The 23558-nt window shown below is 61.4% G+C and carries 24 protein-coding genes; 5 read left to right on the top strand and 19 right to left on the bottom strand.

From position 1 onward, the window contains the following. Nucleotides 1-7: 7 nt before the first annotated feature. The 3 genes from SIN08_RS15680 to SIN08_RS15670 all read right to left on the bottom strand — a co-directional run bounded on the left by SIN08_RS15680 (nucleotide 8) and on the right by SIN08_RS15670 (nucleotide 4923). Nucleotides 8-1318, bottom strand: coding sequence for an ATP-binding protein (locus SIN08_RS15680; RefSeq protein WP_322452540.1), 1311 nt, complete (start codon nucleotides 1316-1318; stop codon nucleotides 8-10). After that, a complete protein-coding gene (locus tag SIN08_RS15675) occupies nucleotides 1296-3389 on the bottom strand; it encodes a TerB N-terminal domain-containing protein (protein ID WP_322452539.1) in 2094 nt (697 codons plus the stop codon). Before SIN08_RS15675 ends, SIN08_RS15680 begins: the two co-directional genes overlap by 23 nt. A 655-nt stretch (nucleotides 3390-4044) precedes the next feature. Further along, on the bottom strand, nucleotides 4045-4923 hold the full coding sequence (locus SIN08_RS15670; protein ID WP_322452538.1) for an aminoglycoside phosphotransferase family protein: 879 nt from the start codon (nucleotides 4921-4923) through the stop codon (nucleotides 4045-4047). A gap of 369 nt (nucleotides 4924-5292) precedes the next feature. On the opposite strand from SIN08_RS15670, the gene SIN08_RS15665 reads away from it, so the two are divergent. From SIN08_RS15665 to SIN08_RS15650, 4 genes are all read left to right on the top strand, one after another. Then, entirely contained in the window at nucleotides 5293-6450 is a 1158-nt protein-coding gene (locus SIN08_RS15665; protein WP_322452537.1) for an ABC-three component system protein, read from the top strand. Next, on the top strand, nucleotides 6440-6934 hold the full coding sequence (locus SIN08_RS15660) for an ABC-three component system middle component 2 (protein ID WP_322452536.1): 495 nt from the start codon (nucleotides 6440-6442) through the stop codon (nucleotides 6932-6934). The genes SIN08_RS15665 and SIN08_RS15660 overlap by 11 nt, the downstream gene beginning before the upstream one ends. Continuing rightward, nucleotides 6931-8763 carry a hypothetical protein gene (locus SIN08_RS15655; RefSeq protein WP_322452535.1) on the top strand — a complete coding sequence of 611 codons (1833 nt, stop codon included), beginning with the start codon at nucleotides 6931-6933 and terminating at the stop codon, nucleotides 8761-8763. The genes SIN08_RS15660 and SIN08_RS15655 overlap by 4 nt, the downstream gene beginning before the upstream one ends. A gap of 305 nt (nucleotides 8764-9068) precedes the next feature. Continuing rightward, a complete protein-coding gene (locus SIN08_RS15650; protein ID WP_322452534.1) occupies nucleotides 9069-10055 on the top strand; it encodes a GSU2403 family nucleotidyltransferase fold protein in 987 nt (328 codons plus the stop codon). Between the two features lie 370 nt (nucleotides 10056-10425). Here SIN08_RS15650 and rlxS read toward each other — a convergent pair whose 3' ends face one another. The 10 genes from rlxS to SIN08_RS15600 form a co-directional block, all read right to left on the bottom strand. After that, a complete protein-coding gene (gene rlxS, locus SIN08_RS15645; RefSeq protein ID WP_322452533.1) occupies nucleotides 10426-12396 on the bottom strand; it encodes a relaxase/mobilization nuclease RlxS in 1971 nt (656 codons plus the stop codon). A 173-nt stretch (nucleotides 12397-12569) separates the two neighbouring features. Continuing rightward, complete coding sequence (locus SIN08_RS15640; RefSeq protein ID WP_322452532.1) at nucleotides 12570-13256, bottom strand: lytic transglycosylase domain-containing protein; 687 nt, start codon at nucleotides 13254-13256, stop codon at nucleotides 12570-12572. Further along, nucleotides 13244-13792: a S26 family signal peptidase gene (locus SIN08_RS15635; RefSeq protein ID WP_322452531.1), complete on the bottom strand. Its 549-nt coding sequence runs from the start codon at nucleotides 13790-13792 to the stop codon at nucleotides 13244-13246. Before SIN08_RS15635 ends, SIN08_RS15640 begins: the two co-directional genes overlap by 13 nt. Then, nucleotides 13789-14058, bottom strand: a complete 270-nt coding sequence (locus tag SIN08_RS15630) for a helix-turn-helix domain-containing protein (protein ID WP_322452530.1) — start codon at nucleotides 14056-14058, stop codon at nucleotides 13789-13791. The genes SIN08_RS15635 and SIN08_RS15630 overlap by 4 nt, the downstream gene beginning before the upstream one ends. A gap of 178 nt (nucleotides 14059-14236) precedes the next feature. Continuing rightward, nucleotides 14237-14560, bottom strand: coding sequence for a DUF736 domain-containing protein (locus tag SIN08_RS15625; protein WP_322452529.1), 324 nt, complete (start codon nucleotides 14558-14560; stop codon nucleotides 14237-14239). 535 nt (nucleotides 14561-15095) lie between these two features. Next, complete coding sequence (locus tag SIN08_RS15620; protein ID WP_322452528.1) at nucleotides 15096-16826, bottom strand: ParB/RepB/Spo0J family partition protein; 1731 nt, start codon at nucleotides 16824-16826, stop codon at nucleotides 15096-15098. A gap of 75 nt (nucleotides 16827-16901) precedes the next feature. Continuing rightward, nucleotides 16902-17324 carry a DUF2958 domain-containing protein gene (locus tag SIN08_RS15615; protein ID WP_322452527.1) on the bottom strand — a complete coding sequence of 141 codons (423 nt, stop codon included), beginning with the start codon at nucleotides 17322-17324 and terminating at the stop codon, nucleotides 16902-16904. A 14-nt stretch (nucleotides 17325-17338) separates the two neighbouring features. After that, on the bottom strand, nucleotides 17339-17542 hold the full coding sequence (locus tag SIN08_RS15610; RefSeq protein ID WP_322452526.1) for a hypothetical protein: 204 nt from the start codon (nucleotides 17540-17542) through the stop codon (nucleotides 17339-17341). After that, nucleotides 17539-18501, bottom strand: coding sequence for an ArdC family protein (locus SIN08_RS15605; protein ID WP_322452525.1), 963 nt, complete (start codon nucleotides 18499-18501; stop codon nucleotides 17539-17541). The genes SIN08_RS15610 and SIN08_RS15605 overlap by 4 nt, the downstream gene beginning before the upstream one ends. 400 nt (nucleotides 18502-18901) lie before the next feature. Next, the gene (locus SIN08_RS15600; RefSeq protein WP_322452524.1) at nucleotides 18902-19120 is read right to left on the bottom strand and encodes a helix-turn-helix transcriptional regulator; all 219 of its coding nucleotides are present in this window, start codon (nucleotides 19118-19120) and stop codon (nucleotides 18902-18904) included. 123 nt (nucleotides 19121-19243) lie between these two features. Between SIN08_RS15600 and SIN08_RS15595 the strand changes: the two genes are divergently transcribed. Continuing rightward, complete coding sequence (locus SIN08_RS15595) at nucleotides 19244-19510, top strand: DNA -binding domain-containing protein (RefSeq protein ID WP_322452523.1); 267 nt, start codon at nucleotides 19244-19246, stop codon at nucleotides 19508-19510. Between the two features lie 32 nt (nucleotides 19511-19542). On the opposite strand, the gene SIN08_RS15590 is transcribed toward SIN08_RS15595, so the two are convergent. From SIN08_RS15590 to SIN08_RS15565, 6 genes are all read right to left on the bottom strand, one after another. Next, nucleotides 19543-19827 (bottom strand): DNA -binding domain-containing protein, encoded by a 285-nt coding sequence (locus tag SIN08_RS15590; protein ID WP_322452522.1) that lies wholly within the window; start codon nucleotides 19825-19827, stop codon nucleotides 19543-19545. Nucleotides 19828-20095: 268 nt separating this feature from the next. After that, a complete protein-coding gene (locus SIN08_RS15585; RefSeq protein WP_322452521.1) occupies nucleotides 20096-20347 on the bottom strand; it encodes a transcriptional regulator domain-containing protein in 252 nt (83 codons plus the stop codon). Between the two features lies 1 nt (nucleotide 20348). Next, nucleotides 20349-20981, bottom strand: a complete 633-nt coding sequence (locus SIN08_RS15580) for an acyl-homoserine-lactone synthase (protein ID WP_322452520.1) — start codon at nucleotides 20979-20981, stop codon at nucleotides 20349-20351. 89 nt (nucleotides 20982-21070) lie between these two features. Beyond that, complete coding sequence (locus SIN08_RS15575) at nucleotides 21071-21796, bottom strand: LuxR family transcriptional regulator (protein WP_322452519.1); 726 nt, start codon at nucleotides 21794-21796, stop codon at nucleotides 21071-21073. Between the two features lie 101 nt (nucleotides 21797-21897). Next, nucleotides 21898-22716: a DeoR/GlpR family DNA-binding transcription regulator gene (locus tag SIN08_RS15570; protein ID WP_322452518.1), complete on the bottom strand. Its 819-nt coding sequence runs from the start codon at nucleotides 22714-22716 to the stop codon at nucleotides 21898-21900. Nucleotides 22717-22767: 51 nt separating this feature from the next. Further along, nucleotides 22768-23541 carry an SDR family NAD(P)-dependent oxidoreductase gene (locus SIN08_RS15565; protein ID WP_322452517.1) on the bottom strand — a complete coding sequence of 258 codons (774 nt, stop codon included), beginning with the start codon at nucleotides 23539-23541 and terminating at the stop codon, nucleotides 22768-22770. Nucleotides 23542-23558 lie beyond the last annotated feature (17 nt).

Genomic DNA, 23558 nt, shown 5'->3' with positions numbered 1-23558 from the left:
CACGGCTTCAGAGTTTGAAGCTGACAAGGTCATCTTCGCCCGGGGAGCGCTGCGCGCCGGTGGCCTCATCCACATCCGCGAGGTCTTCGCCACGATCCTCCGTGACCTCGATCTTCTCGATGAGGTCGCTCCATTCCACACCCGGATTCTGTTCGAGGATCGAAAGAAGGTTCACGAAGGCGGTGACTGTATTCCTCGGTGTTCGGAAGTACGCCTCGCCGATCCGGTCGGAACAATGCGCCATGAACGCTTCGAGCGCCTCGTCCGGCAGGGCGCTGTCTTCACCGTGCATCACTCTACGGACATTCGAGAGCAGAACGAAAAGGTCCTCGGGCGTTAGGCTGGCCAGGCGGATCACAGGCCCCGACAGATCCACCAGCCCGTCACGTGCGAAGGTATTTTCCGCAAGGCGGGACTGCAGGGCTTCATAGCTGTAGAGGCCACGGCGGGTATTCATCAGGAATTCCGGGGTGCCGCCCATCAGGAAGCCCAGATGCTCGGCGCTCCCCTGAAGAACGTCATTCAGAACCCGCAGCACCTGCTCGTAGTTGGCGTTCCGCGCCTGGGCCGACGTGAGTTTGTAAAGGTTCACCATTTCGTCGAGACCGACGAGCAGACCTTTGTATCCAGCCTCCCGCACGAACGCCGACATCAGCTTGAGGTGGTCGTAGACGCTGGCGTCATCGATGATAGTGCGGACGCCGAGCGCTTTGCGCGCATCCGTCCGGGTCGCGAACTCCCCGCGAAGCCAGCGAAGGGCGGCGGATTTCAGCTCGTCGTCGCCGGTCTCGTGACCCTCCCAGTAGCGCCGGATCACCTCCGCAAATTCGAAGCCGCCCGTTAGCTCTTCGAAATGTCCGAGCCGTTCACGGATGACGGTGCCGGTCGGCAAGTCCCGCTCCTCCGCGTCGCGATGCGCCTGCGAGACGAAACGCTCCACAACGCTCGCGAGCGCTCCGCCGTCGGGTTTGGTGCGGGTCGACAGGTTGCGGGCCATCTCCGCGTAAAGGCCGCGGGCCTGGCCGCCAGTCGCGTGGAGCCGCCGGTCTGGCGCAAGGTCCGCGAACATCACGACAAGCCCCTTCTCCAAGGCCACGAGCCGGATGAGGTTCATGAAGAAGGTTTTGCCCGATCCGTATTCACCGATGATGAAGCGGATGGCCGCTCCACCGTCGGCGATCCGGTCCATGTCCTTGACCAGTTCCTCGATCTCGCGCACGCGGCCGACCTGGATGTGGCGCAGGCCGAGTTTGGGGACGACACCCGCACGCAGCGCCTGAACGATGGCATCGCGTTCACGCGGTTTCAGTCTGGACATATCCGCCCTCCTTGGTGAGTTCCTGTTTTACCGCTTGGGCGATCTCCGGGATGACGTCATATCCGTGGTATTCATCAAGCAGCGCCTCGTCATAGGTCTCGAAAGCCCATTCGTTGACCGCTTCCAGTGCTCCGGAGGCGAGGAGCGAATACTTTGAGCAAAGCTGCTCGAAGGCGTCTTCCGTCCAATGCTCCCGTTCCACCAGATCCTGCACCAAGGCCGCGTGTTTCCGATCGAGCCCGGCGAGCAACACGGCCTCATTTCCCGTTGCAGCGTCTACGTCGTATTCGCCGGCATCGAAGATCTGCCCCAGCACGGAGGAAACGCGCTCCGTGTCAGACCTGATCGACGCGATCCGCGACGCGTCGAGCGTGGGTCCCGTGGGCTGTCGATCATCCGGAATCGCCTCCCCCGGCGCACCTGGCTGTGCCGCACGTACAGTGCGAGGTGCATCTGGAATGTCACCGGCGTGAAGATCGGAGTAGGCAAGGGCCGGATCGAGGCCGAGCGCCTTGTAGACTTTCTCGATGCTCGCGACCTCCTCGGACTGGATCATCCCGTCGGAATGGGCGGCAGCCACCAATGCGGCACGCATGGCGGCTTGGTTGGCCTCTCCCACGTCCTTGAGTTTGCGGCGCAGGAGGCTCATGTCCGGCGGGACGGCGAGGAACCAGCTGAGATTGGCGCGAAGCCGTCGTTTTTCCTGCTCGTTCAACCCTTCGGTTGCGACGACCTGTTCCTCCAGGGACCGGCGCTCGGTGTCTGCGATGTGACCGTCTGCGTGGGCGACGAAGGAGCCCAGTGCCAGTTCCATGAGGGCCGTGCGGTATTGCGGTGAAACATCCTCGAGCTTCTCGACTCTCTCGCCGAGCTCAAACACGACAACCGGCTCGTCGTGCTTGGGTGACCGCAACGCAAATCGCGGGTCGGGAGCAAGACCGAAACCGATCCGAGCGAGCGCATCAGCCGCTCCGGCAAGCTGCCTCTTTCCAATCTTCTGCGGCCGCTCGCCTTCCAGTCGTTCGATCGCACTTGCGAGTGGCACGAGGCCGCCGGCGGCCACTATCTCGGCAGCCCAGGATTTGAGGTTTTCCAGCCCCTCTGAAGGAAATAGGGCCCAGAGCTCAGATGGAAGAAGGGCGTGCGCCTCCAAGCTTCCGCGTCCGTCCGGGTTGCGACCAAGAAACCGGCTGAACTTGTCCAGATCGTCCATCACCCCGTCCGCGATCTCCTGCGCAATCTCGACGGGCCTTCGCAACCCCGAGATATCCGGGATCGGCTTGCCATCCATCGAAGGGTTGATGGTTCCCTCGAACTCGCTGGATGCCGCCCGATAGGACGCCTTCAGCGTTTTTCGCGGCTTGTTCACTTTCAAGCCGTCGGGAAAACGTTCGTCAAAACGCATCTTGAAGAGCGCGATGAATTCGTCCCGGCATCGTGTTGCTGGCGTCCTGAGGTTCCGTTCGGGATGGCAAAGGAGCCAGCTCAACGTCCAGTCAGCGTTAAGTTGTTCCCCCTTGTCGAGGCGCGTTCCGATCGCTAGCTGCAAGGAGAGGGGCAGTTCCCAGCTGGAACTCTCGAAAATCGGCTCGATCTTGTCGATCTCGGTCGTAGCCACTTTAGCGACCTCGATGAATTCACCGAGATAGCGTTGGACGGATCGGTTGTCGGCGAATGTCTGAGCAAGCCGCTGAACCTCGTCAACGAGCTGTCGTTTTTCCTCAGCCGGCGGATCATCAACGAAGAAGTGTCGTTCGAGCCCATAGAAATACAGGAACATGTACCCGGGATTGTAGGAGCCATCGGCGCGCCCGCCCGCGAGCCAGTCTAGATAGGTGGCTCGGCACTGCGGAGAAATATCGGAGTAGCCAGGCCAGTAAGGCATTCCATGACCGTCTCGGTCGCTACCCAACCGCGCCACCGTGAGCGACGGATCGATGTAGGCGCGGCACTTGTCCCTGTAGCCGTAGGTGTTCAATAAGGGTGGTGTGCCTACATAAATCATCCCACCCAGTTCCCGGCCCGCGACCGACACGGTCTCGCCGGCAGGGATCCAGCCTTGACTGCGCATTCTACGGCTGCGTGGCGCTTTCTCTCCTTCTCTCCGAGCGGCGATTGCAGCCAGCTCTGGTCCGACTTCCCGCGCTTTCCGGATGAGTGCCGTATTGTCCTGCTGCGGCGGAACGTAACGTGGAGGGGCTGTAGGCAGTGGCTCCACTCTGCTTGACTGCCTTGGTACTGCTGGAGCCTCTGATGCAAGCTCCCGCGGCGAAACTGGGGTATGTATCTCGGGTTCTATCCTGCGAGATAGACTGATTTCGCGCTTCGCGGAGCGACGTCGCTCAATCCACCACACAATTGCTAGCGGCGATGCGAACACAAAGAGAATTTGTGCGCCGACCGGCCAAGCTGTCGCCCAAAATGCAATCGCAATCAGGCTAAGAAGGAAGAATACCGCATATAACAACAGAATTCTTAGCAATCGAAAAATAGCATGCATTCTGTTGCCTCCCCCCAATATACAGCCTGCCCCCTAGGACCCATATCAGAGCCATGGTCATCTTTGAAGAAAGGAACGCCTTCCATTAGCTCCCACCGCCCTTTTCAATCATCTGCGCCAGCATGTCTTTGCCACGACATTTATTCCGCATTGGGCTGAAAATTGCCCATCCGCTTTCACGGTGCAGTTAGCAACAAGGGTCGTTCGCGGCTCTCGGCATGGTCGCTCAGAAAGTAAATTCCCGGACCCGATGCAGATGGTATTCAGCTGCTTCGAGAATCTCTGTGCTGCGGGAAACATTCGCCCAACACCAAACGGCCACGCACACACTCTTCAGGTCAGCATAGCGCCTAACGAGTGCTTGGTCGGCATCGCTAAAATGCGACCACGCGGCGAGCGGCAAGCCAGCGATGTCATATTCGCGAGGCCCGCGGCATGCGTCCTCAAAATCCGTCCATAGAGGGCCACGTTCGCCAAGCAGGAGATTGCCGAGATGAGCGTCTCCGTGGAGGGGAACCCAATCGCGGGTCGTTTCCTCGACTTCGTGACGAAGGCGGCGATATTGCGTCTTCAGGAGATCTCTATCGTGCCTGCTGAGTGCGGCAGACGCTCCATTGTCGGCAAGCACAGCCCAACAGCGATCCATCGCCTGCGTGTACGGCGGCAGTTTGCCACGAAAATCCAGCAGAGCTTCATGGACGGAAGCGAGCGTCGTGGCGGCGAGTGCCGCATCAGCCTCATCGGCCGTCCGCTCGTGCTTCACATAAGGCCATAGCGTCACGACAGAAGACGCGACGATGTGTGGTCCCGCCTGATCCACCAGCGGCGCGACGACGGGCGCGCTGCGGGCGGCAAGATGACGTGCGACGGCAACTTCCCTGATCGCCCGTTGCCGAGCCGCGTCGATCGGCTCGGAGGATTGGACCCTCGCAACTATCGTGAGAGGAGAAATCAGGAGCGTAGTGTGGTGTGCCGTCTTCAGAATAGTAGGCGTGACCTCGCCCAGTCCGAGGTCTCTGCATATGGTGGAAACCACCGCAATCTCATCGTGAAGGTCCGGCCGGGACATGTTCATCAAAATGCGCGAGAAGCTGACCTTCCACAATACCACCCGCGAAGACGTGTTTGGCTGTTCCGGGCCTTAGCGGACTGTCGGCTTGCCGACACCAATCGGCAGAAGCCGACACTTGCCCGTGCTGGTCACGTTGCCGTCCCCGGCCCTAAACCTGCCGTTTGATAAAGGGCCAGCATGCTGGGGGCGGTCTGCCAATCCTGCCATTAGCTTCGGGTGCGAGCCCCTGAGACCTCGGTACACAAGAATGGAGCCGAACGCGCGCTGCAGGATACCCTAATGGTCGACACCGCTGGAAGGGTAGAGACGCTGCTTGTGCCCGCTGAAACTGGGCGGCGAAGGTACTCTTGTCCGCGACAAAGGCCTGCGTTATCCGGATAGTTTACGTGCCAAGAAGCTGGAATGCAGACTGAAGAGCTGCCGAATGATATTGGTTCTTCTAATTTTCAAAGAGTAAGTCGCTTGATCAAAGAAGAGGATCTCAAAGAGATTAAGCCTAAGCCCGCAACGTGCTCGGCATCACCGGAGCATGTGAGCAGCGGCGTGCCAATCCCCAAGGTAATGCGCATTCGCACCTTCAGTCCGGACGATTGGGAAGACTTTATCGAGGAATGGTCTACGAGTTTGTCAGGGGCATATCTCAAGGTCCGACGCTTCGGCGGATCGGGCGATCTAGGAGTCGATATTGCCGGGTTCACGTCCGAGGATGGTTTTCAAGACGTTTGGGATAACTACCAGTGCAAACGCTATGATCACCCTCTACGCCCTAGCGATATATGGGTCGAGATAGGGAAGATCATCTACTACTCTTTCAAAGGGGAGTACCTCCCACCGAGATTGCACTACTTCGTGGCATCGCAGGGTATCGGCACCTCCCTCGAACAGCTTCTCAACAAGCCTGATGCTCTGAAGGCCAAGGCGCGGGAAAATTGGGGAAAGCACTGCGAAAAAGGGATTACGTCGACCGAGAAGATTTCTCTTACCGGCGCTCTCGAAACTTACTTCAACGCCTTTGACTTCAGCATCTTTACCTCAAAGTCGCATGTCGACCTGATCAACGGCCACAGCACCACTGTCTACCATGCCGTCCGTTTCGGTGGTGGCTTGCCGCCGCGCCCTGATCCCGATAAGCCGCCGGAGACCCCGGCGGAGACCGAGAGCCGTTATATCAGGCAGCTCCTCGACGCCTACGGTGACCAGTTGGGGCCCCCCATGAGCGACCCGGTTTCGCTTGACGCTCACGCTCCGATAAAGCGGGACTTCCTTCGGCAGCGAGAGCGCTTCTACCATGCTGAGTCGCTGCGGAATTTTGCACGTGACACAGTCCCAGAGGGAACGTTCGCGGCGCTACAAGATGAAGTTTGCCACGGGGTTATCGATATCTGCGAGGGACATCATCCGGACGGGTTCGAGCGGATGCGGGCAACGCTGACGCAGGCAGCTGCGCTCTCGCTCACGGCAAACCCGCTCTCGTCCGTGACCAAGAAACAAGACTGCCAAGGGATTTGTCATCAGTTAGCTAACGAAGATCGACTGACGTGGGTGCCGGATGATGGATAGCGATCACAAACCCACACCATTCAATAGCCCGCTGGAGACCGGTGTAAGGTCGCTGGCGATCCTGCATGCGGCTTTTCCTGTAGCCTTTGACCTCCAGCGCTTAGTTGAGATGGACTATCTCGTCGTCCATTCCGGTGACGCTGGAGGTCCGGACAGTCTGCATGCCCCGCTACCTCTGCGTGCTGGGGAATTGCTTGTTCGCAGAGGTCTGATTGAAAAGGGCCTGATTTTGATGATGAGCCGCGGTCTCGTTCGAAGACTGCCTGCGCAGGAGGGATTCACCTACATCGCCGGTGAATCCGCGGCTCCGTTCATCGCCTCATTGAGCGACGAGTATTCGGTGAACCTGAAAGTGCGTGCAGTTTGGGCGGTAGAACGTTTCGCTGACATGCCGACGGATGAAGTGCGCAGATTTACACATCAGTTCTTCGCGCGCTGGTCTAGCCAGTTCCAGTCCGTCCAGCAGCTAGGAGAGGGCCCATGAGTGACAGCTATCTCCAGCTTCGAAGGATCCTTTTCCGAGGCCCCAAGGCCTCGGTGGAGCTCGATTTCCGATCCGGCGTGAATGTGATCTGCGGCGCTTCTGATACCGGAAAATCGTTCTTGGCGGACTCCATCGACTTTATGCTGGGCGGCTCCGCACTGAAGGAAATTCCAGAGCGGGCAAAGTATGATCAAATCAGCCTCTGTTTGGCGGCGATCGAAGATGAAGAGTTCAAGTTGCGCCGCTCGATGTCCGGCGGCAATTTTCAACTGATTGATCTGGGCGAAGGTGATGATGCCGAGCCTCTAACGCTCAAACAGAATCACGCGCACGATAAAACGGACAATCTGTCGGGCTATCTCCTCGACAAAATCGGGCTCCTCGGAAAGCGAATCCTTAAAAGCAAGCTAAAGGGTACGACCCAAAGCCTGAGTTTCAGAAATCTGGCACGGCTCGTCATTGTCCAGGAAGGTGAAATCCAGCAGACAGGATCACCGTTTTGGAGCGGCCAGTACACGACCAAGACCTCCGAGATCGCCACAGTCAAACTGCTTTTGACCGGTATCGACGACTCTTCAGTTGTTCCTGATGCCGATCAGTCACCTGATAATACCCGCCAAATCGCACTGATCGACGAGCTTCTCTCAGACCTACAAACTGAGATCGAAGACCTTGGCGAAGACCGGGAAGAGTTGGAAGCCCAGCTCGAAAGGCTGGAAGGGTCGATTGAAACCCGGCGCGAAGAGCTTTCTGCTTCCCAGAAAGCTCTCGATGGGCTTGTAAGCAATCGCCGAGAGCTGTTCGAGCAGAAGCAAGAAACGTCGGACAGGCTCGACGAAATTAGTGATCTTCTTGCACGTTTCGGGTTGCTGGCCGAGCACTATGATGTCGATATCAAAAGGCTCACCGCCATACAGGAGAGCGGCTCGATGTTTGCCCACGTCGAGCAGGTGGCCTGTCCGCTCTGCGGTGCGGAACCAGAGGCGCAACACCTCGACGAGACATGTGACGGCGATGTTGAAGCAGTGGTCGCGGCAGCAACTGCCGAAATCGGAAAGATTCAGCGCCTTCAGGCGGAGCTGGACTCGACCGTTTCGGATTTGACGACGGAGTCAGCAGAACTCACGGAGTCCTTGAAGGTCATCGAAGCTGAATACGAAGCGCTTAATAAAGAAATCAAAGAATCCGTCGGGCCTGACGTAACCGAGGTTCGGGCCTCCTTTTCCGCGCTCGTAGAGGAGCGTTCCGGTGCGCAAAAGGCCGCTGATCTATTTGCGAGATACGACAAGCTCGTAGCCAGAAAGACCGGCTTACTCGAAGAAGAAGACGCTCCTGAATCCGCAAGTGCGGAAGTGACGACCGGTATCCCAGAGTCCGTCGCACACGCGTTCTCTTCAAAGGTCTCCGAAATATTGAAGGCATGGCATTTCCCTGGAGAATGTCATGTGTATTACGATAAGGATTCATCCGATTTCGTTATCGACGGAAAGCCCAGATCGAGTCGCGGTAAAGGTCTTCGCGCGATCACTCATGCCGCAGTGAACATAGCCTTGCTCGAATACTGTCAGTTGAACGGTCTTTCGCATCCGGGCTTCGTGGTCCTTGATTCTCCCTTGCTCGCATATTTCAAGCCTGAAGGTGACGAAGAACTCGCTCTACGAGGAACAGACCTTAAAGAACGCTTCTACGACTATCTCATCGAACACCACTGTCAGGACAGTCAGGTCATCATCATTGAGAACCAGCATCCGCCCGAGCGCATTGAGGAGCAAGTGGCCCTGACGGTGTTCACGGGCAATCCCAACGCCGGTCGATACGGTCTGCTTTGAATGGCACTCATCACCGGTTTTCAATCCGGCAACACGAACGGCTGGTTTCGAGCTCATTGAGACCGAGTGTGAACGGCTGTTATGGGCGCGAAGCAGCCGGCCAAGCTACCTGTGGCGAAAGCCGGTTTCGATGAGCCTAAAGCGGTTGTTGAAAGGTGGCTCAGGGATAAAAGTCAATTCGCCGCTTCTATGCTGCCAAATTCCTTTTTTTCCAGAAATGCCTAGCAATTTGGACTTTTGATAGGCATATTTGTGCCAAGCAAAAACTGAAAGTGATAGGCATGACTCCACTCAGCAGCATTGCGATGAGCGCGTATACCGATCTGGTACGGCTCTTGAGGGACGATGCAGTGTCCGGCGTCGAGGGCAAACCGACCCTAAAACAACGCGGCGACAAGGCCTATTGGTATGCCGCACGCCGCGTCGGATCAGAGATGCGCTTCTTCTACATCGGCGAAGACAGTGACGAAACGCGCGAGCGCATCGACCGTATCGAGGCACTGCGCACGACAGCGAAGGAACGGCAGGCTGAGCGGTCACGGCTGGTCCGTCTGCTGCGGGCGGAGGGCATGACACCGACGGACCGGGCGACCGGTTCCATCCTATCCGCCATGGCGGACGCAGGGACGTTTCGGCTGGGCGGCACCATCGTCGGGACGAATGCGTTTCGCCTATATGAAGGTGAGCTTGGCATCCGCTTGCCCTTGGGCGGAATGGCAAATACTGGCGACATCGACATCGCCCAATTCGAGAAGCTCAGCGTCGCTCTGGAGGATCAAGTCGACCCGGGCCTAGCCGAGACGTTCTCGGCGCTGAAGTTCGATCCTCTCCCGGAACTCGACCGGGGGCGCATATGGCGCTGGGCGCAGGGCGGCAGTGGCCAGTTGGTCGAGTTCCTCACCCCCGCATTCGGTGAGGAGACTATCCGCGACCTACCCGCACTCGGCGTTAACGCGCAGGCACTTAACTACCTGAATTTCCTTATCGCCGAACCAATCCACGCAGCGGCCATCTACAGATCCGGCGTTCTGGTGCAGGTGCCCCGCCCCGAAAGGTACGCGATCCACAAGCTGATTATCGCTGATCGACGGCGCGATGGTGCAGGCAGCCTGAAAGCGTCGAAGGACCGGGAGCAGGCGGCGTTTCTGATCGAGGCGATGGCCGAGGACCGGCCGGACGATCTGCGCCGAGCCTATGAAACCGCAATGGACGTCGGCCCCCGCTGGCGCGAACACATAGCGAACTCGTTGAAGCGGATGCCGGACACAATGAACACCCTGAACAGTACTTAGTGGCGAACGTCGTGGCGATGATCGGCACGATCAGACCGAAAGCCGTGATCGACATCATGATGCTGATGTAGGCGCCGATCATGGTCGTTTACAGTTTCCCAAGCGGCAATGGCATCGACGAGATCGCTTACGCCGATACTGGACGGGATCGACCACGGGCTTCGCTGGGCGATGTCTGACGAGAACATCAGGAGACTGCCATATCTCGCATTGCTGACGTTGAAAATCCAATGCAAAGCGTCCGCTTTCGGGACCACCATGAGCGATCGGAACGATCGACTTGGACGCGCGAAGCGCCGTTCGCACCATGTGCGACGAAGAGCGTTTTCGGGTCGATGCATGCCATCAAGGCAATTCGCCTGACTGCCGTTCACGAAACGCTGGGCCCGCCTCTCTGCCGTCCGATCGTCCAGGAGATGCCTTCGCGCCGCACCATGCCGGAGACCTCCTGGCCGATGTGGCGGTCGAGAACCGACCGCCATGGCACCAGCGTGAACTCCCGCGACTTTTCGACGACCGCGAATTTGCTACTGGCGAGTTCGACCGAACGGCGGAGGGTGCCCTCGACCATCTCGCCGGGGTGAGCCTCGGCATAGGCAAGGCCGAGCTCTTGAGAGAGCTGACTGGCGACACGATTCAGCTCACGACTGTACAGGGCGCGCAGCATGTTGTTGCGATAGACAAGCCGGTCCTGCTCCCTGTGAGCGAATCCCTGAGCGACGAGCCACTGCCGCCGACGGGCCTGGGCCTGACGCACCTCGCGCCCGAAACCGGCATCATGCAAGGGCTCGGGGCTACCGGAAACCAGCTCACGGTCGATCCAGGTGGCGCCGTCAAAACCGACCTGTTGATCGAGCGACAGTGAGGAGAGCCTGTCGACGATGACACGCACGGCCCTGGCCCTCTCACGCTCGTAATCCGCAACGCGCTCGAGATGATCCGGCGCAATGATCCACGTACCGTCCGGCTCGCGCTCCACGCCTCCGGTCGCGCGCCGGATCGCCTCCAGCCGCCGCACGTGTGTTTCGGCGAAGCGCTCGGTGGCGGACGCGTCATGCTTCAGATGGATATCGATGTTGTAGCGCCCGTCATTGGTACCGGCGATTTCGGCCACGGTGCGGTCGACCTGCCGGGGCTCGGTGCTCCTCGGCGTAACGCGCACGATGCAGCCGTCAGGTGTCGGTTCCGTCGCATCGCCCTTGCCGATGTCGATGTAGTGGCTCTTGCCGTCCACGCCGTCGACGATGAGGTAATGCCGGTCATCAAGTTCGTCCGCGAGCCCACGCGCGACAACGCGGCCGACGACGGACTGGGCTGGCTCGTCGGATCGATCGTGGATCACACAGTCGGCGGCGCTGCGGGCGAGTCCCTTTCCGGTCAGCTCGCGGTGCATGGTCTTGATGATGTCGCCGCGCTCCCCCATGCGGCGCAGGGTGATTTCCAGATCATCGTTCAGATGCCAGCGACCCGAGCCGGTCTCCTCGGCCAGACCCATGCGTTCCAGCTTACGCAGGCGACCTTGATGGAGCGTTTGACGGAATGCGTCGCGGCCGGACGGCGAGACAAGGCCATCATCATCACGCATGCGCATGAGCTGCCGATCGATGCTGGTGAAGCGTTCCTGTCCCATCTCCCGGCGCAGATGCTGCTCGATCTCGCGATCCGTGCGTGGACCGAGATCGAGGCTTATCAGTTCGGTCGCCCGCTCCCGAATGCCGCTCGAAACATACTCCCGCGCGATGACGAGATTTTCGCCGCGGTCGTCCTTGCCGCGGACCATGATGTGGGTGTGGGGATGACCGGTGTTGAAATGATCGACGGCGACCCAGTCGAGCTTCGTGCCGAGGTCTTCTTCCATCTGCGCCATCAGGCGCCGCGTGAGCGGCCTGAGATCGTCATACTGGATGCCGTCTTCCGGCGCGATGATGAAGCGGAACTGATGCCGGTCGCCGTCCGCGCGATCGAGGAAGTCCCTGCCGTCCAAGCTATCCCGATCGGGCCCGTAGAGCTCGCCCGGCTCGCCCTCGCGGGTGACGCCGTCGCGCTGGATGTAGCGCAGATGCGCGCGGGCGCCGTCCATACCCTTGCCGGCCAGCCTGACGATGCGCGCCTTGACGACGACCCGCCGCTGGCGGAAGGCGGCATGACGATCACGCGATCTGAGCAGTGCTGCAGCCGCCCCGCCGCGTCCCGTCCGGCTGCCCGCAAAGCGTGCGCCACGCGCAGACCTGCCGCCGGCCCGGTTGATCGCGGCGCGGACCTGACCGGCATAGCGCTTGCCTGCCTTCGAACTGCGTGACCGTATCCTGCCGAGCTTGGGCCTGAACTCGTCATCCTTCATGCCGACCTCCGGGCCGTTCCAGCCAAATCAGTGACTTGCACGCCCAACCCTCCAGGCGTTGCGAGGGGCCTCCTGGAAAAACGATGTGCAGACAAGGACCTGACCGCCTGCAGGAGGCTGTACCTTTATCTTGCCTTCCGCGCCCCCCGCCCGGCCCACCGCACCTTCTGCGCTCACCTGCGATCCGGCCGCTTCGCACCCGTCCGCTCCGATCGGAGCGGCATGAGAATTCCGCCATCCGACCGAACCTCGGGAACGCCGTTTCGCAGGAAAAACAGCGACCGCCCGGACGGTATATCCGGCGCCTTCGAGGAACGGGATTTGCCCCTGAATCCGTCCATGTCGGCGGCCGAAAGACCTGCTTCCTTGAGGCCTTTCAGATAGGAAACCGTTTCCTTTGGAAGCGATCTGCCGTGCTGCAGATGCTCCTGGTATCGACCCGGTCCGGCGTGGTAGGCGGCAAACAGCCCGGGGAAGCCGAAACGGTCATACATGGCGCGAAGATAGGCCGTCCCGGCCAGAATATTGTCGCGCGGATCATGGGGATCGGCGCCGAGATCGTGCTCGCGGCGCATGTCCCGCCAGGTCTCGGGCATCACCTGCATGAGGCCCATGGCGCCGGCGCCGGATGTGATCGGCCGGCCGTCGAGCATGGTCTGGCCGTTGCTTTCGGCCTCCATGACGGCATAAATCCAGCTCTCGGGAATCCCGAACCGGCGCGAGGCTTCCGAGACGTGGTCCTGCCAGCGCGCCAGCCTCTGATCGACCGAAACCGCAGCCGGCTCGGCGACGGTGGAGGCGGAGCAGGCGCATGGCGCGACCGCAATCGCGCCCAGCATCAGGAGGGTCAGCCGGTCCATAGCGGCACGAGCCTCCCGATGACGTTTTCGATCGGGACCGGCCCGAAATAACGGCTGTCGAAGGAGCCGAGTGCGTCGCCGTTGAGCAGGAAGACCTCGTTTTGCGAGAGCCTGCGGCACGCGTCCCACCAGGGCAGTGGACGACCCTGGCGGTCCGTCTCGAGACGGCGTGCGACGATATCGCCGCCGATGATGATGACCTCATTGAAGGCGCAGACATGCTCGCCCGGCTGTGCCGCGATGCGCTTCACCAACGGCACGCTGCGGGGCAGATAGCCGCGCCTGCCGGCGAGCTCAGCGACGGATTCCGGCACGCGGACGAGCACGAGGTCGCCGTGCGCGGGCGCATCGAAACCAACAAAGTAAAGGCCGATGGGCGCGCTCGCCGAACGATTCCAGACCAGCCAGGGCGACGGTTCGGTGAAGGCGGTAAAGCCGATCAGGCCGAGGCCGACCGATGCGATGGCAATGGCCCTGCGGGCCCGGGCGCGCCTCAGGCGGCTGCCGATCAGACGGATGGAAGGCCGCCCGCTCATGGCCGGCCTCCACTGTCGGTGTGGCCGGAACCGGCCTGATCGTCATCGGAATCGGTGTCCTGCGAGCGACCTTTCGACCAGTCGTCGAGCTCGTCGATGTGGTAGCGGACATAGCGGCCGTGCTTGCGGTATTTCGGGCCGCCGCCGATCACTCGCATCTTTTCCAGCGTGCGCTGGGACAGGCCGATATAGAAGGCGGCCTGTGCGGTGTTGAGAAACGGGCTGCCCTTCTTGGCGCGGGCGGCGCGCTGGTTTTCGTCGTCCATGATCGTCCTCGCATCGGTTCTGGAGAAGCGGCGGCGAGGATGGGGACGCGAGGGCGATCAGGGGACGGGCAAAGAGTCGGACGGGAGTTTTCGCCGCCCCTGGGGCGGACGAGATTCGGACGGGAAGACCTGGAAAAAGCCCCCGCGCCGACAGCGGCGCGAGGGCTCGGATCGCCGGTCAGTCGACCGGGTTCCAGATGACGGCGAAAGTGTCGTCGTCGTCCTGACCGGCGGCGCGGCCGAGATTGGCGTAGAGCTTGCGGGGCCCGAACTCCGGTGCGGCGATTGCGAGGCTCACATAGTCCCTGCCGGAGGTCTCGCCGGTGCGGATCCACCCCGCGCCCACCTCGACGCCCTGCGTCAGCACCCGGAAGTCGGGATGATTGTCGGCGCTCTTGGCCTTGTTGGGGACGATGTCGATGTCGGCGCGGACGCTGAGCGTCCTGAGCTGGCCCTTGTAGCCACCGCTTTCATGCCTGGTGACGTATCCGATTGCAGTCATGTTCCTGTCTCCCTTGCTTGTCGCCGGGGACCATTCCCCTGCGATGGCTGACCGTGATGGGCGTGTCCGGCCCGCCTGAACCCGGCAGGGCCGCAGCGTGAGCGCAGGACACGAGCGGACGGCTCTTTTGCAGCGAAGCGGCGCGAGGAAGCCGCCGCAGGCGGCGGGGAAAAAAGCTGGCGGTGAGGGTTTCGGGCGGGCCGGACCCGCCCATAGGTCAAGAGGCCAGCGGCAGGGGAATGGTCCTTAAGTCGAGCAAGGGAGACAGGCAAGACGAGCGGTCGGTGCAGCAGGCAGGTGACGCAGGTTCGACGGGTTTGCTCACGTTCAGATGCCGTGCCGGATGGCATTGCGCCGAAGGAGCCATCGCCAAATCGGCAGAGCCGCGCGGGTGTTCCGAGCGCCCGGCGTGGGAGATTGTGCGGCTGAATCCGGACGAATGCCGTGCTGTGGCGAAGGCCGTGCCAGGCAGCCGCCGGGACCGGAAGGCGGGCAAGCGGCGGCAGTTCGAATGCCGCCGCTTGCCGTCCAGTGCTCATTCGGAGATGAACAGATGGCGGACCCTTGACCACTGGTCGGCGGTGCGGAAGCCGCCGCGATCGGTATAGCCTTCGACCGGGAATTTCATCCAGCGCGGCATCCAGGCCTCGACCTTTCGTCTGCCGTTCTCGCCGAACAGGAAGTCATGGACGATCTTCTTCTGCGTCTTCACCTTCTCGCTGACATTGCCGTCCGCGACATGTTTGCCGGCGATGTCGGCCAGCATGGCGTTGACGATTTTCTTGTCGCGCAGGAGGTCGAAGAAGGCGTCGTCCGGCTGCCACCAGTCGCTCATGTCGACGTTCAGATGGTTGCCGAGCGCCTCGACCACCGCGCTGCCGGCCTCAAGCGTCTCGGCCATCACGACGGCCAGAACGCGCATGACATCGTCGTCCGACAATGTCAGCAATCGAGCGAACACGCTTGCGGCGGCAAAGTCGTCGCCGTTGCCGCCGGTGACTCTGCCGTCCTCGTCGGGTGAGCCGAGCAGGGCCAGCACCTCGTGCCGCTTTTCGGCGAAAACGGCTTCCGCCTTGCTTCCGGCGATGCTCGCGGCAATGGTGTCGTTGGCCGCCCGCTGCGGCTCGAGGCGCACCTGCCACAGGCCGGAACCGGTGATGGCGTGCGCCACCATCAGGCGCAGTACGATGCCCGGACGGTCGAGCATGACCGTGCGCACGGCGGCATGGCGATGCAGGTCGACATAGTTCTGCATCGGTCCTGTGAGTTCGGGCCGCGACGGTCTGACCGGCATTTCGGCGCCCTCGCCGGCCTCGCCCTTCGATCGGACGCGGCGGGCTTCCCTGTGCGACAGCCAGCCCTCGTGGCACTCGACCTCGCCGCGATACGAGACGGTGACGAAGACCTTGCCGCCCTTCTTCTTCGGCGTCTTTTCGTGCTCCCAGGAATGGAAGTACTGCCCCGGCTCGAGCACGACCACCTCGGGCCATCCGGCCTCGAGATAGGCATCGCGTCTGGCTGCAATCGCCTCGTTCTGCTTCTGCCAGAACAGATCGGCGTTCGCGAAATAGCTCTCCTCGCCGAACAGGTCGGAGACGATCAGGCCGGGATAATCCTCGATGGCAAACAGCGCCACCTTCGTGGAAATCGATTGTCCGCCGAACAGCCATTGCTTCAGCTGGAAGCCGTGCGGGGCGTGCTGCTCGGGATCGGCAAAAAGCGCCAGCCATTCCTTCTGCTGCGCCCTGGAGGCCATGGTGAGATGGCGCACGGTCTCGGCGTCTACCTCCTCGCGCCGATAGGCCTCGCGTATCTTCGGGAGCAGGTCGCCGAGCGCCAGAATGCGTTTGACGAGAAGCTCGGTGATGCCGAAGGTGGCGGCGATCTCGGGGACGGTGCGGCCTTCCCTGATCAGCCGCGCAAAGGTCTCCCATTGCGAAACCTCGTCCGGCTCGAGACGGGCGAGGTTCTCGATCAGCGAGGCTTCGAGCGCATCGGCATCGTCGCCATCCTCCATGATCGCACAGGGCAGCGGCTCGGCCTCGCCGCGCTCGTCGGCGACGGTTCTGGCCGCGAAATAGCGCCGCCTGCCGGCCACGATCTCGAAGTGCTCCGGCTTGCCATTGGGGCGCACCAGAAGCGGCACCAGCACGCCGCGTGCGCGGACGGACGGCAGGATGTCGGAGATGTCCGGCGCGCGCTTGGCATGGCGCATGTTGACTACCGAGACGTTCAGGCGCTCGATGGGAATGTGGGCAAGCTGCATCGTTTCTCTCCCTAGACTGGGTTGGAATGGTCCCGCCGCTGACGCCGGAGGCGGCGCGACGGAGACGGTTTGCGCCTACGGGCACTCTTGTCCCGCCGCGTCGGGCGGAAGCTCGGAATGGGGACTGGAAAGCCTGATGGCGGCTCGACGCAGAAGACGTTCGGCCTGTGTGATGTGGCCGGCAATGTGCGCGGCCTCGGCATAAACCGACAGCGGAAAGCTCGCCTCGAACCAGAGGTCGCGCTCGATGCCGAGGCCGAACGCGCCCTTGACGACGCTTTCAAGCTCGGCGAGGCTGACGCTGCCAAGCTCCGGGCATCCGAAGCCGAGATCGCAAAGGCCGAAAAGGGTGTCGCCGTCGGCATCCAGTTCGGTGAGGAGCCAGGTCGCGGCGCCTGCGGGATCGAACAGTTTCACGACGGGGAAATGATCGGTCTCGGTTTCGGCGGCGCCATTGGCGAGAAGCCGGGCACGGATGTCATCGGTAATCAGAATCATTGCTAGTCCTCCGTTCAGAACAGGTCGAGCTGGTTGCGCCGGTCTTCATCGCACAGGCCGACATCGAGCGGCTTCTGCGCCGCGCGCGGACGCATCGGCGCGTCCATCAGGACCGCCAGCCGGTCGCGCGTGGTGATCGGATGGACGCCGGGGAAGAGCGTCTGCTCGCGTTCCGGGGTCGGCTCGGCCTGAAGCGTCTGGGGATCGCGGTTCGTCATGCCGCGATCTCCGCAAGCGCCTCGTCTTCGGCACCGGATCGGAAAGCGAGAAGGAAATCGGCGGCTTTCGATGCATGGCTGGCGGCGCGGAAGATGGCGCGATTGTCCTCGCGCAGCACGTTCAGCCACGAGCCGATATAGTCGGCATGGCGCACCGTCGGCGCGATGCCGAGCGCCGAGCACACGAAGGCGGCAGCCATTTCCGCGACCAGCTCCTCGCGGGCATAGGCCTTCGAGCCGAACGAGCCAGAGAGGTCACGGCCAAGCCGCGACGGGTGGCCGGTCCAGTGGCCAAGCTCGTGAAAGCAGGTGCGGTAGTAGTCGATCTGCTCGAAGAAGGCGGGCTGCGGCGGCAGCTGGATGTAATCGCCGGCCTGGGTATAGAAGGCACGCGCGCCGCCGATCCGCACATCCGCGCCACTCGCCTGCATGAGGGCTTCGGCCTGCGGGATGATCTCGCGTTCGGGCAGCGGTTCGGCGCTGCCGTGAAGGTGCTCGGGCAGGCCGTCGCACTGCGCGACATTGAAGACGGTGAAGCGCTTGAGGTACCGCACCGCCTGCGGCTCGTCGCCTTGCGTCTTGGCGCGCTCCTTCTCCTCCTTCGGAATGAAGCGGTCGGCATGAACGATGGTCGTGCCGCGCTCGCCCTTCCTGACATTGCCGTCGAGGGACAGCGCCTGCCGGAAGGTCAGCCAGTTCTGGCCGGGATAACCGCACTCAATGACCGCACCCCACAGGATCAGGATGTTGATGCCGGAATAGGTGCGGCCGGTGGCGGCGTTCCTCGGCAGGCCAAGGGCCGCCTTCGCCCGCCCCCATGGCTTGACCCAGGGCACGGCACCACGCTCCAGTTCGGCGATGATGCGGTCGGTGATTTCGGAATAAAGGCTGGCCGTCGGGCGCTGCCCCTTTTTCGCGCCGGCCTTGCCACGGGCAGGATGCTTGCCGGTCTTGCGCATGATCTCGTCCTCCGCTCGCAAATCTCGCGCGCCCTTCCCCGGAAGCGGGGTGGGCGGCGAGAAACGACCGGAAAGACCCGCCGTAGGAGGCGGCCGGCATCCGAAGGACCGAAACGAAGTGGAGGACCCGGAGCGCCAGCGGAGGGTTGCGGGGCGCCGCGGCGGGTCTAGAAGGGAGTGCCGCCCACCCTGCGCCACCGGGGAAAGGCCATCAAGCAAAGACGCCGCCCGCAAAGGGTGGCGGCCGCACCAGCCCGCAAGGGCTGCCCGCGCCAGGGGGCGAAGCCGCATGGCCGAGACCGCCTGAGCGAAGCGAGGAAAAAGCGGGCTCGGTTCACGAGCACCCGGTGCGCGGCATCAGGCGCGCAGGCGCCCTCAAGTCAACTGGCTATTTGAAAGCTTAATCCTGCTCGTCAGGCAGAACCAGTTCCACATGGCTCACATGGAGTGCGGCCGCCAGCTCATAGAGCGTGACGATAGTGGGATTTCTGCGGCCCTTTTCAAGACCGCTGATGTACTGCTGACTGAAGCCGGATATTTCGGCAAGCTGCTCCTGCGTCAGGCCGGCTTTCTCCCTGATTCTTCGTGCATTCCGTCCGACCAGCTTGCGCATATCCATGCGCCAAAGTCAGCGGATCAATCGCCTTGAGTTTATCAACTATAGTATGTATTCCACATTGATCGACCGGTGCTGCCCGGTCAAAGCTTTGCAGAAGCTGTCTTTTCGGAGATACGGTCAAGCATGTCGCACGCCGAACCAAACCCAGAAATAGCCGATGAAGTCCCCTGGTCGGACAGCCTGACGGCTTATGACAACGAGCACTTCACGACCTATATGAGGCTCCTGGACGCCTCTGCCGACGATGCCAGCGAAGAGGAAATGGCCCAGGTCGTCTTCGGCATCGATCCGGTGCTGGAACCCGACCGCGCCCGCCGGACCGTTCGCAGCCATCTGAACCGGGCAAACTGGATGGTCACGACGGGATACAAGGAACTCTTCGCGCGCTGACCGGCGTGCACGAGACCACACCCAGTTTCCCTTCACACGAGGAAATCCCGATAGCCACGATTCATGAGCATGTGGCCGCGCCGAATGGCGCGACGGATGCGGTCACGGAGGTGGTCGCCCGGATCCGTCCAGTCGGCCTGGACGCGTTGCTTGCCCAACAAGGCCGTCGCGATTTCTCGATGAGACGCTCCAGCCAGCGATCCGTCGAGCGCCTGAAGCACAAAGCGCAGGCGGTTGCCGCGCGCCTCGGGTGGGAACAGCCTGTCCGGGAGTTGTTCGGTCGCGTGAAGAGCATTGAGGCATTCGAGCACATACATGCGATGTCTCGACTGGTTGGCCGGCCAGATAGCGTCGGTGCGGAGCCGAACGGGCTGCAGAACGTTCGAGCCCGTCACCAAGAGCTGGAGATCTCTGCCGGCATCTCGCAGCAGGACATGCTGCCGACCATCGGCCGTTTTCAGGATCGTTGCCCGACATGGCAATGTAGCGAGCTCGAACGAACATCCTGCGGACGGTGACGATGCCAGTTCGGCGACGACCGGCAGCACATGCGGGCATTGGCGGGGGCACCAAAATACCGCCGCATCACTCCTCAAGGAGCTTGCGAAACAGGAGCCCCCAACCCGCCAGGTCGAAGGAGGATTTGATCACGCCGACATCCCTGCGCCTTTCGACATACCGGACGTGCTTCAGAGCGCGCATCAGATCACGCCGGAATGCCGGATTGCGCCGCAGAAACTCCCAGGCCCAGCCGCGTCGTGTCAGGCGCAGTGTATAGCCATAGGTGTTCCGATCCTGCCAATCCGGCCAATCGGCGACGCCGCCCGACACAACCATGTCACGCAGCGATGCAGGCTACAGGCGCCCACAGCACGGGACCGCCGAGACCGCCATTGTGACGGATTGCAGCAAGGCTCTCATCGGAGACGTCCAGAAAACCGGCAACGGCGCGAGTGGTGCCAATGGTTTCCGGGTTGCCTATCCGGTCAAGGGGCCAGCCGGCTCGACGCAGAATCCGCTCCATGCGCAGGTCGGTTACCGTCACGATCCTGCGCAGACGGCGCGACAGGCCGAACTCGATCATGCCGGCGAAGAGTTCATACGTGCCGAGCGCAATCCCTCCTGCCCGTTTCGGTGCCGATGACGGCAGATCAAGCGCGAAGCGGCTGCTTTCCCAGATTTGGGGCGTCTGGGGTGCCGACATGCCATTCAGAAGCGTTGAGAACGTATCGCGCAGCATTGTGGGCCCGGTTGACGGAAGAAGACGCACGCAACCATTGACGCCTCCTTCATCACCGCGCAGCAGCAGGTAGCGTGGTTTCAGCGCATCGAACGCGTCGATTTCGAACCCGCCGCGCGTGCGCACGTCCCAGCCGAGCCGCTCCTTGAAGACACGGTGTCGCAAGCGATGCATTTCATGGAGTTCGTCGGCAAAAGCACCGTACCAGTCGGGCGCAATAAGCTGCATCATTGTGGCCTCCTTGCAGGAATGACCCTGCCATTGGAGGCGAATGCTCACGCCGAGGCAGCCTGCGCACACGCACAGGTAGATTCGGTATCTCAGAGAGTTGAAGATCTTGAAGTGGCCAGCAACACCACTGCCTGACTGATGGTGCGCACGCCGAGTTTCCTTCTCGCATTGTCAAGATGGAAGGAAGCGGTGCGCTTCCTGATTCCGAGGATACTGCCGATCTCCCAGGCAGACTTTCCGCGGGCAGCCCACTGCAGACATTCGTACTCACGAGGCGTCAGCGTCACGCCGTCCACCGTTCGGTCGCCAGACAGCTTCCGGCGGACGCTTATATGAAAGCACATCGCCATGAGCTGGAGCGCCTGCCCATAGCGCTCGGCGACGCGCAGGAACGTCGGATCTGGTTCATCCGCGGCGAAGGTCATCGCAGCGACACCACCGCGGCGATCAACAACCGGGATCGTCAGACCGCAACAGATACCGAAAGCCGCTGCCTCATCGAACACCTGCCGCTGCAGTTTCGATGAGCCGATGCGACCGAACTTCGGGCCCCAACGAAAGGGGCACGTATCGCACCGCGCGCGCTCGATCACCGGATCGAAATCTTCGTATCGCTTGCGCAGGTAATACGATGTCCAGCGCGACGGGTAGTTCGAGATCAGCCTGGGTTTGGCCGCAGTTTCGACAGGCAGGGACAGATAGGCGAACGCGCTCAGACCGAGCTCGCCAGCCGCTGCGGCCATGGCCTCGCGGAAGTCCACCTCGTCAACGCTCTCTGACAAGCGCTCCAGGAACGTCTCGAAAACAAGCTGCATGGTTTGCTGCCGGTATCAACTCCACGATGACTTGTTGATTTGCAGGCATGAAAAGCTGGAGGCGCGTTTCTCACAGATGAGATCCGCTCATAATTCCGCGATCACCCTTCTTCGGAATCCGGAACGTTCACGACGGTAACCTTCACGTTCAAGGCGCGCAGGGTCTGCAGATTTTCAGGTGCTATACCGTCATCCGTGATGATTTCGTCTATCTGCTCAACAGTTGCAAATTCGGAGAATGCCGGGGCTCTGAACTTCGAGCTGTCGATGACCAAGATGATACGACGAGCCGCCTTGATCATGACGCGTTTCAGCGATGCTATCTCGGGAGACGGATCCGTAAGCGCCTTTTCCCAGACGGCATAGGCCCCGACAATGCAGATATCCGCATGAATCGTCTTCAGGAATGTCTCCGCAACCTCGCCATACATCATCTGCCAACCCGGCCGCACAAGTCCGCCCAGCGTATAGACGCGCCAATCCGGGCAGGAGGCGCACAATTGGGCGATATCCAGGCTGTTGGTGACGGCCGTGAGAGGAATACCGCGCGTGCTCAGTTCGCGAGCGCAGGCATGTACCGTCGACGAACCGTCAAGGATGACACTTTCGCCCGGCTCGATGCGTTCGGCAGCCACTTTCCCGATTGCAGCCTTTTGTTGATGACGGAACTGGACATTCTTCGCCGGCTCGCGTTCGAACGTCGACAGGGGGTCCGACACCAGCACCGCACCGCCATAGGTACGCACCAGATATCCTTCCGCGGTCAGGTGTTCCAAGTCGCGCCTGATCGTGGAAATAGAGGCCTTGATCTCGCGCGACAGTTCCTGAAGACTGGCCGCACCGTCACGTCGCAATCGCTCCAGAACCAAGGCGCGACGTTTGGCTGGCAAAAGCTCCACTCTCTTAGCTTGTCCGGACATTCAGACTCCAAAGGCTCAGCCGCCAAGCGGCTCCAGGACGGGCAGGTAAATTCACCAGATTGTATACCCGCAGTCCACGGTTAAGACGGTTCCCGTGATCGCGCTTGCCCCGTCTCCAACAAGGAACAGCACTGCCGAAGCAATCTCGTCTGCCTTTGCCACGCGCTTCATCGGCGTGTTTTCCATCCATATCGGGAACATGGTCTCATCTTCCATCCCGCCTCTGGACATCAATGTGTCGACGTAGGTGGGCGCGACACAGTTGACGCGCACACCCCTCTCGGCCCACTCACCGGCAAGGGAGCGGGTCAGGTGATGGACGCCTGCTTTCGCCGCATTGTAATGCGCCTGTCGCTGGGGCTTGTTCGATATCAGGCCCGACATGGAGCCGAGGGTGACGATTGATCCCTTGCCACGCTCCAGCATCCGTGGCGCGAAGGCTCGGCACGTCCAGAAACAACCGTTGAGGTTGACGTCGACGATACGCAGCCACACATCGTCGGGCATTTCCTCGGCGCCCGTGTCGGGCCATGCCATCCCCGCATTTGCTACAACGATATCCGCATGCCCGTGCCGCTGCCGCACCGTTTCAGCGGCTATTGTCACGTCATCCGGTCTGGTGACGTCCAGCACCAGCCCATCCGCCTTAAAGCCCAAGGCGCGGAGTTCCTCCTGCCCCTGCCCGAGTATGTCGGGATTGACATCGGAAATGACCACTCGCGCACCAGCTTCAAGCATGGCATGCGCGCATGCCAGCCCGATTCCGCGTCCTCCACCGGTAATGAATGCAAGTCGGCCATCAAGGCGAAGTCTGTCCAAGTACATTTCGTGCAACCTTCATT

Source organism: Chelativorans sp. M5D2P16 (assembly GCF_034427935.1).
Lineage (GTDB): Bacteria > Pseudomonadota > Alphaproteobacteria > Rhizobiales > Rhizobiaceae > Chelativorans.
Note: the sequence above shows the minus strand (reverse complement) of the source record. Positions and strands in the feature narration are given on the sequence as shown.

Bases quoted from the DNA above. Each gene is read 5' to 3' on its own strand.
- SIN08_RS15665 (WP_322452537.1), top strand. From the start codon at position 5,293: ATGCAGACTGAAGAGCTGCCGAATGATATTGGTTCTTCTAATTTTCAA.
- SIN08_RS15565 (WP_322452517.1), bottom strand. From the start codon at position 23,541: ATGTACTTGGACAGACTTCGCCTTGATGGCCGACTTGCATTCATTACC.
- SIN08_RS15650 (WP_322452534.1), top strand. From the start codon at position 9,069: ATGAGCGCGTATACCGATCTGGTACGGCTCTTGAGGGACGATGCAGTG.
- SIN08_RS15680 (WP_322452540.1), bottom strand. From the start codon at position 1,318: ATGTCCAGACTGAAACCGCGTGAACGCGATGCCATCGTTCAGGCGCTG.
- SIN08_RS15655 (WP_322452535.1), top strand. From the start codon at position 6,931: ATGAGTGACAGCTATCTCCAGCTTCGAAGGATCCTTTTCCGAGGCCCC.
- SIN08_RS15600 (WP_322452524.1), bottom strand. From the start codon at position 19,120: ATGGATATGCGCAAGCTGGTCGGACGGAATGCACGAAGAATCAGGGAG.
- SIN08_RS15575 (WP_322452519.1), bottom strand. From the start codon at position 21,796: ATGCAGCTTGTTTTCGAGACGTTCCTGGAGCGCTTGTCAGAGAGCGTT.
- SIN08_RS15635 (WP_322452531.1), bottom strand. From the start codon at position 13,792: ATGAGCGGGCGGCCTTCCATCCGTCTGATCGGCAGCCGCCTGAGGCGC.
- SIN08_RS15585 (WP_322452521.1), bottom strand. From the start codon at position 20,347: ATGGTTGTGTCGGGCGGCGTCGCCGATTGGCCGGATTGGCAGGATCGG.
- SIN08_RS15590 (WP_322452522.1), bottom strand. From the start codon at position 19,827: ATGTATGTGCTCGAATGCCTCAATGCTCTTCACGCGACCGAACAACTC.
- SIN08_RS15630 (WP_322452530.1), bottom strand. From the start codon at position 14,058: ATGGACGACGAAAACCAGCGCGCCGCCCGCGCCAAGAAGGGCAGCCCG.
- SIN08_RS15615 (WP_322452527.1), bottom strand. From the start codon at position 17,324: ATGATTCTGATTACCGATGACATCCGTGCCCGGCTTCTCGCCAATGGC.
- SIN08_RS15580 (WP_322452520.1), bottom strand. From the start codon at position 20,981: ATGATGCAGCTTATTGCGCCCGACTGGTACGGTGCTTTTGCCGACGAA.
- SIN08_RS15610 (WP_322452526.1), bottom strand. From the start codon at position 17,542: ATGACGAACCGCGATCCCCAGACGCTTCAGGCCGAGCCGACCCCGGAA.
- SIN08_RS15660 (WP_322452536.1), top strand. From the start codon at position 6,440: ATGATGGATAGCGATCACAAACCCACACCATTCAATAGCCCGCTGGAG.
- SIN08_RS15620 (WP_322452528.1), bottom strand. From the start codon at position 16,826: ATGCAGCTTGCCCACATTCCCATCGAGCGCCTGAACGTCTCGGTAGTC.
- rlxS (WP_322452533.1), bottom strand. From the start codon at position 12,396: ATGAAGGATGACGAGTTCAGGCCCAAGCTCGGCAGGATACGGTCACGC.
- SIN08_RS15595 (WP_322452523.1), top strand. From the start codon at position 19,244: ATGTCGCACGCCGAACCAAACCCAGAAATAGCCGATGAAGTCCCCTGG.
- SIN08_RS15675 (WP_322452539.1), bottom strand. From the start codon at position 3,389: ATGCGCAGTCAAGGCTGGATCCCTGCCGGCGAGACCGTGTCGGTCGCG.
- SIN08_RS15570 (WP_322452518.1), bottom strand. From the start codon at position 22,716: ATGTCCGGACAAGCTAAGAGAGTGGAGCTTTTGCCAGCCAAACGTCGC.
- SIN08_RS15605 (WP_322452525.1), bottom strand. From the start codon at position 18,501: ATGCGCAAGACCGGCAAGCATCCTGCCCGTGGCAAGGCCGGCGCGAAA.
- SIN08_RS15640 (WP_322452532.1), bottom strand. From the start codon at position 13,256: ATGGACCGGCTGACCCTCCTGATGCTGGGCGCGATTGCGGTCGCGCCA.
- SIN08_RS15625 (WP_322452529.1), bottom strand. From the start codon at position 14,560: ATGACTGCAATCGGATACGTCACCAGGCATGAAAGCGGTGGCTACAAG.